The sequence below is a fragment of the Intestinibacter sp. genome, assembly GCF_022780145.1.
Taxonomy (GTDB): domain Bacteria; phylum Bacillota; class Clostridia; order Peptostreptococcales; family Peptostreptococcaceae; genus Intestinibacter.
Map to the genome: position 1 here is coordinate 1 of NZ_JALEXO010000148.1, position 6,847 is coordinate 6,847.

Here is a 6,847-nt window from a genome sequence, read left to right on the forward strand (position 1 = left end):
ATTACTTCTTTACTAAATTTTAAATTATTTTTGTTTTTTATGCTATATGTATAATGAATGTTTCAAAATTTTTATATTTTTGTACAGAAATATAAAATTATAAACTACAATTATATGATTTTAAGTTTACTTTTTGCTATAAAAAACAAACATATAAAAATACAAACTTGACACATTGTACATATTAGTATATATTGTATATATAAGATATATACAATATATACATAAAAAGAGGTGAAACAATGGAAATCATAATCAGCAACAACAGCGACAAGCCGATATACGAACAAATCACGACACAAATAAAAAACATGATAATAAGTGGCGAACTAAAACCAGGAGATCCTCTGCCATCGATGAGATTTCTAGCAAAAGAGCTCCACATAAGTGTAATAACCACAAAACGAGCATATGAAGAGCTAGAGCGAGGTGGATTTATATATTCAGTAGTAGGAAAGGGCAGCTTCGTAAAAAGCACCAACATGGAGCTACTAAAAGAAGAAAAGCTGAGACTAATAGAAGATTACCTATCAAAAGCAGTAGACGAAGCAAAAAAATGCTCGATAGACTACGAAGAGATAGAATCTATTCTAAGGCTTTTATATGAAGAGGATTAAAAAATTATACACATATTTGGAAAAACAGTAAAAAAACTTTAAAAATTAAATTTATGTATAGTATAAAAATACGGAGGGATTACTATGAAATACGCAATAGAAGTAAACAACCTTAACAAAACTTACGAAGGATTTTCGCTAAAGGATGCATCCTTCAAGCTAGAAACAGGTACAATAATGGGAATCGTAGGAGAAAACGGGGCAGGAAAATCAACTATACTAAAGGGAATTCTAAACCTAATAAACACAGATTCAGGAGAAGTCAAAATATTTGGAAAAGACTTCAAAGAAAACGAAATGGAAATCAAAAAAGACATAGCCGTAGTATTCGACGAAAGTTATTTTCACGACAACTTAAAAACACCAGATATCGATAAAATAATGCAAAATATATATCCTAATTGGAACAAAAATCAATTTTTAAAATACACAAACAAATTTAAACTACCTAAGTACAAAAAAATAAAGGATTTTTCAAGAGGAATGAAAATGAAGCTATCTATAGCAGTAGCACTTAGCCACGAAGCTAAGCTTCTAATACTAGATGAAGCTACAAGTGGACTGGATCCAGTGGTCAGAGATGAGATTTTAGATATATTCCTAGATTATATACAAAACGAAGATTGCAGTATACTTATAGCCTCACATATAACTAGCGACCTAGAAAAAATTGCTGATTACATAACCTTTATAAATGATGGACAAATCATATTCAGCGAAAATAAAGACGAACTAATTTACAATGCAGGTATAGTAAAATGCAGTGAAAAGGAAATCGACAAAATAAAAAATGAAGATATAGTCGGCATCAGAAAGAACACTTTTGGATGCGAGGTAATGGTAAACAATAGAGAATACTATGAAAATATGGGATTTGTAGTTGACAAGACAAATTTAGAAGAAATAATTTTATTTACAGTTAGGGGTGCAAAATAATGAAAGGTTTATTAATTAAAGATATATTAAATTTAAAAAATTACATGAAGCAATTAATACTTATTTTTATATTTTTTACAGCGTATGGGATTTTTTTAAAAAATGGAACCTTTGTTGGTGCTATGATAACTATGATGCTTAGTATGCAGGTTATAACTACTATGTCATATGATGAATATGCTAAATGGGATAAATACGCTTTAACTATGAATATAACTAGAAAAGATGTGGTTTTATCTAAATACGTATTTTTCGTAATGTGTATATTAGTTGGAATTGTAGCTGGTGTTGTTGGATCTTTAGCTATAAATAGTTTTGCAGGTGTACCTTTGAGTATTGAAGAAATATTGGTTACATCTATAATCGTACCAGCTATATTCTCTATATTATTCTGCATAGTAATTCCTATTGTATTTAAAAATGGAGCAGAAAAGGCTAGAATAATTATGATGGCTGTATTTTTTATACCAGCAATTTTAGTATTTTTAGTTGCGAAAATAGCTGAAAACTCTAATATACCTATGCCGGATGCAAATACATTAGATACATTGGCTAAAATAGGACCTATAGCATTAGTTGTATTAGCGGTTGTAGCCTGCTTTGTTTCATACAAAATATCATTAAAAATATATAGCAAAAAAGAATTTTAGGAAATCGAAAATATATATTGACAATTACTCAATGAAAATGTTATTCTTATAACTGTAAGAGCAATTAAATAAATTAAATATTTATGGATTGTGACTGGTAATGCAGGCAAGACCAACTACATAGGGATAATTATATATGTATTCTATATGTTTGTTGGTCTTTTTTGATATATGCTCAAAGTGGGAGGTGATAGTTATTGTATAGGGTAAAAAAGGTAATTAATAATAATTTTATCATTTCTATAGATCAAAACGGCAAGCAGGTTATTATAAGAGGCTTGGGAATAGGATTTAAGAAAAAGCCAGGAGAATGGATAAAGGAGGATAAAGTAGAGGCAGTCTACAAAATAGACGATAAGGCTACTTCAAACAAACTCCAAGAGCTAGTAAATCAAGTTCCTAAGGAATATATAGATACATGCACCGAGATCATAGATAATATAAAATTAAAACTAAACAAAAAATTAAACGACAACATTTATATTACTTTAACTGACCACCTTAGTTTTGCAATCGAAAGAAAAAAGTTAAACCAAGAGTACAGCAATGCTTTACTCTGGGATATAAAGAGATTTTATAACCAAGAGTATAAATTGGGATTAGAATCACTAGACATTATAGAGAAAAAACACAATATAAGGCTTTCAGATGATGAAGCTGGATTTATCGCACTACATATTGTAAACGCAGAGCTAGATACGAATATGAGTAGTATGATAAAGATAACTTCATTTATGCAGGAAGTGCTTGAAATAGTGAGAAATTATTACGATATAGAATTAAATGAGGATTCTCTAGATTTTGGAAGATTCATAACTCATTTAAAATATTTTGCACAGAGATTATTCAGCAATAAGCCTACAAAGGACACAGATTTCCAATTGCAGAGAATGATTAGAGAAAACTACAGCAAGGATTACGGCTGTGCAGAAAAAATCAAAGAATACATCAAGGAAAAATACGACTTAAATCTTACAGGTGAGGAAATGATGTTTTTAACTATTCACCTAAAGAGAATATCTACAAATTAATAACTTGGATTGTGACTGGTAATGCAGGCAAGACCTAATTAGAAGATGTGAAGCTCAAATTTACAGCAAAAATAGATATATTTTAATTTTAGCTATATTTATATTTATATTTTATGTAAATATCTATATTTTGTTGTGTAAATTAAAGGGACATACATTTTTAGTTAGGTCTTTTTATTTGCTCAAAATTACTAGATTATAATAAAATCTTTTCATTTGGAAATTATTAAATTAAGGAAAAAAATAAATTAAAAGGAGGAGTTACAAAATGAAAGATAAGATTTTTGGTGTCTTACAACGTGTCGGAAGATCATTCATGCTTCCAATAGCAATTTTACCAGTAGCTGGTCTTTTCCTAGGAATAGGTGGATCATTTACAAATGAAACAATGCTTAATGCATATGGATTAATGGGTGTTATGGGACCTGGAACATTTATTTACAGCTTATTGACAGTTTTAAATGCAGCAGGTAACGTAGTATTTGCAAACCTACCAATTATATTTGCGATGGGTGTTGCAATAGGTATGGCAAAACAAGAAAAAGAAGTTGCAGCTTTAGCAGGTGCTTTAGCGTTCTTCATAATGCATGCTTCAGTTAGTGCGATGATTACAGTTCATGGTGGAGCAGAAAGCATGTTAAATGGTTCTACAGCAGATGTATTAGGTATGACATCTCTTCAAATGGGTGTATTTGGAGGTATCATAGTAGGTCTTGGTGTTGCTGCACTTCACAATAGATTTTACAAAATCGAATTACCACAAGTATTATCATTCTTCGGTGGTACAAGATTTGTTCCAATAATAAGTGCAATAGTTTACTTAGTTGTTGGTATAGCAATGTTCTATATCTGGCCACCAATACAAGGTGCTATATACTCTGTAGGTGATTTAGTTAGAGGTTCTGGATATATAGGAACTTGGTTATACGGTTTAATGGAAAGAGCTTTAATACCATTTGGTCTTCACCATGTATTCTACTTACCATTCTGGCAAACAGGTGTTGGTGGAACTATGGAGGTAGCTGGAAAGATGATAGAAGGTGCTCAAAACATATTCTTCGCTCAACTTTCAGATCCAAGTGTTACTCACTTTAGTGTAGAAGCTACTAGATTCATGTCTGGTAAATTCCCACTTATGATATTCGGTTTACCAGGAGCTGCACTTGCAATGTACAAATGTGCAAAACCTGAAAAGAGAAAAGCTGTTGGAGGTTTACTATTATCAGCAGCATTAACTTCAATGTTAACAGGTATAACTGAACCACTTGAATTTACATTCTTATTCGTTGCTCCAGTATTATATGTAATCCACTGTGTATTCGCAGGTGCTGCATACATGTTAATGCATATGTTAAACGTTGGTGTTGGTATGACTTTCTCTGGAGGACTTATAGACTTATTCCTATTTGGTATACTTCAAGGAAATGCTAAAACAAGTTGGATAAATGTAGTATTTGTAGGTATAGCTTACTTTGTAGTTTATTACTTCTTATTCACTTTCTTAATCAAAAAATTCGACTTCAAAACTCCAGGTCGTGAAGATGATGATAATGCAGAAGTTAAATTATATACAAGAGCAGATGTAAATGCTAAAAAAGAAGGACAAAGTGCTGAAGATGCAGATGATGAATTAAGTGCTTTAATACTTCAAGGTTTAGGTGGAAATGACAACTTAACTGACTTAGACTGCTGTATAACTAGACTTCGTTTAACAGTTAAAGATTCTTCTAAAGTAAACGAAGGTATGTTAAAAGCAAGTGGTGCAGCTGGTGTAATCATAAAAGGTAACGGTGTACAAGTTGTATACGGACCAAAGGTAACAGTTATAAAATCTAACTTAGAAAAATTCATAGCTAGCGGAAAATATAATACTGTAAAAGTAGAAGCTCCTCAAGCAGAAGTAAAACAAGAAGCTAAAGCAGAAGTAAAAGTAGAAAGCGGAGTAGTATATGCTCCAATAAAAGGTAAAGCAATAGCTTTAGAAGACGTAAATGACGGTGTATTCTCAGCAGGAATGTTAGGTAAAGGTATAGGAATAGAACCAGCTGAAGGAAGAGCAGTTTCTCCAGTAAACGGAACAGTTTCAGTAGTATTCGATACTAAGCATGCTATAGGAATAACTTCAGATGAAGGTATAGAAGTTCTTATACACATAGGATTAGATACAGTACAATTAAACGGTGAACCTTTCAATGTACATGTAAATGTAGGAGATAAGGTAAAGGTTGGAGATTTATTAGCAGAATTTGATATGGATAAAATCAAAGAAGCTGGATATAAAACAGTAACTCCAATAATAATAAGCAACACAGATGCTTATAGCGATGTAAAAGTTTTAGCTAAGGGCGATATCGATGAAAAAGCTGAAATGCTAAGAGTTGAAAAATAGATTTCTTTCAAATTTAAATTTTATAATATATTAAAAATATTAAAAAAAGTGCCGCTTTAAAATTAAAAGTGGCACTTTTTATTTAAAACTATGTATAAATTTCTATACGTTACAGTAACCTACTATCTTGTAGTCGTCAGGAATATTGTAAGTATTTTCTATTTCGCCTAAAGTCCAGTGTAAATCGAATAGAGTAGTATCTATTACTATAGAGAAGTATAATAAAGCAATACCAGTATCTATACCTCTTTCGTAATCACTTGCGAAATCATCTTGTTTGATAGCTAATATAACTTTTCCACCGTCTATTATAAATCTCCAAGGTTGTTGATTTAAAGTAGATGGAGCTAATCTTGATATACTAAATGCATCGATTAAGTATCTTTCTTCTAGTAAATCTATAGTTGCATTATTTCCCCAAGTATCTACGTAAACTATATCTTCTACCCCAAGTCTATAAGGTGTAGCAGCTTCAGTGTGCATTGTAGCTTGAGAATAATTATCTCCAACCTTTACAGCTGATTTTTTAGATCCTTTAGAAGCATCTTCATATCCAATTGCTATAATTGCAACAACTTCTTTGTCTGATGAGATATCTAGTGCTTTTTTGATTTCGTCGCTGCTCTTGAAAGTAATCCAGCAAGTTCCAAGACCTAAGTCTCTAGCTTTTAAAATTAAGCATTCTCCTACATAACCTGCATTTTCTATATAGAAATCCTTTACATCAGATAAAAGTACCATATAGTTTGGTGCTTCAACTATATTTCCATGATAACCTGCTATACCTTGTAATTTTCCTACTATATCATTTGAAAAAGTTTTGATTTCTACTGATATATCATTTACTAATTTTTTTCTAGAATCTAAAAATTTTTCTAACTCTTTAAATGATTCTTCAGAAACAGGTGTTGATTTGTAAGATCTACATGATTTTCCTTCTATTATAAGTTTTTTATAATCCATATGTGAGTCCTCCTCTACTAGAAATTGTTGAAAATGTTTACCTATTAAAAGTATACCACAATTTACAAATGTAAAAACAAAAAATTACAACAATTCTAACAATTCTTTTGGAGTGTCTATTAAAAAGTCAGCTCCACTTTCTTTTAATGACTCTGCATCTCTAAATCCCCAAGTCACGCCGACGCTTTTCATACCTGCATTTTGGGCAGTTATCATATCTGAGCCTGAATCTCCTACGTATAGGCATTTTTCTCTTGTTGA

Annotated in this window: 7 protein-coding genes; 5 read left to right on the forward strand and 2 right to left on the reverse strand. The window is 31.2% G+C overall.

Annotated features, from left to right (window positions below):
* Positions 1-242: 242 nt before the first annotated feature.
* The 5 genes from MR593_RS05900 to MR593_RS05920 all read left to right on the forward strand — a co-directional run bounded on the left by MR593_RS05900 (position 243) and on the right by MR593_RS05920 (position 5,623).
* Positions 243-617 (forward strand): GntR family transcriptional regulator, encoded by a 375-nt coding sequence (locus MR593_RS05900; protein ID WP_290690795.1) that lies wholly within the window; start codon positions 243-245, stop codon positions 615-617.
* A gap of 84 nt (positions 618-701) precedes the next feature.
* Positions 702-1,553 carry an ABC transporter ATP-binding protein gene (locus MR593_RS05905; RefSeq protein ID WP_290690798.1) on the forward strand — a complete coding sequence of 284 codons (852 nt, stop codon included), beginning with the start codon at positions 702-704 and terminating at the stop codon, positions 1,551-1,553.
* Positions 1,553-2,203: an ABC-2 transporter permease gene (locus tag MR593_RS05910; RefSeq protein WP_290690801.1), complete on the forward strand. Its 651-nt coding sequence runs from the start codon at positions 1,553-1,555 to the stop codon at positions 2,201-2,203. Before MR593_RS05905 ends, MR593_RS05910 begins: the two co-directional genes overlap by 1 nt.
* A gap of 197 nt (positions 2,204-2,400) precedes the next feature.
* On the forward strand, positions 2,401-3,234 hold the full coding sequence (gene licT / locus MR593_RS05915; protein WP_290690803.1) for a BglG family transcription antiterminator LicT: 834 nt from the start codon (positions 2,401-2,403) through the stop codon (positions 3,232-3,234).
* Between the two features lie 268 nt (positions 3,235-3,502).
* A complete protein-coding gene (locus tag MR593_RS05920; protein ID WP_290690805.1) occupies positions 3,503-5,623 on the forward strand; it encodes a PTS transporter subunit IIABC in 2,121 nt (706 codons plus the stop codon).
* A 102-nt stretch (positions 5,624-5,725) separates the two neighbouring features.
* Here the strand turns inward: MR593_RS05920 and MR593_RS05925 are convergent, their stop codons facing one another.
* Positions 5,726-6,586, reverse strand: coding sequence for a nitroreductase family protein (locus MR593_RS05925; protein ID WP_290690807.1), 861 nt, complete (start codon positions 6,584-6,586; stop codon positions 5,726-5,728).
* 84 nt (positions 6,587-6,670) lie between these two features.
* Positions 6,671-6,847 (reverse strand): HAD family hydrolase (locus tag MR593_RS13560; protein ID WP_290690809.1); only part of this gene is annotated, 177 nt, incomplete at its 5' end.

Bases quoted from the DNA above. Each gene is read 5' to 3' on its own strand.
- MR593_RS05925 (WP_290690807.1), bottom strand. From the start codon at position 6,586: ATGGATTATAAAAAACTTATAATAGAAGGAAAATCATGTAGATCTTAC.
- MR593_RS05905 (WP_290690798.1), top strand. From the start codon at position 702: ATGAAATACGCAATAGAAGTAAACAACCTTAACAAAACTTACGAAGGA.
- MR593_RS05910 (WP_290690801.1), top strand. From the start codon at position 1,553: ATGAAAGGTTTATTAATTAAAGATATATTAAATTTAAAAAATTACATG.
- MR593_RS05900 (WP_290690795.1), top strand. From the start codon at position 243: ATGGAAATCATAATCAGCAACAACAGCGACAAGCCGATATACGAACAA.
- MR593_RS05920 (WP_290690805.1), top strand. From the start codon at position 3,503: ATGAAAGATAAGATTTTTGGTGTCTTACAACGTGTCGGAAGATCATTC.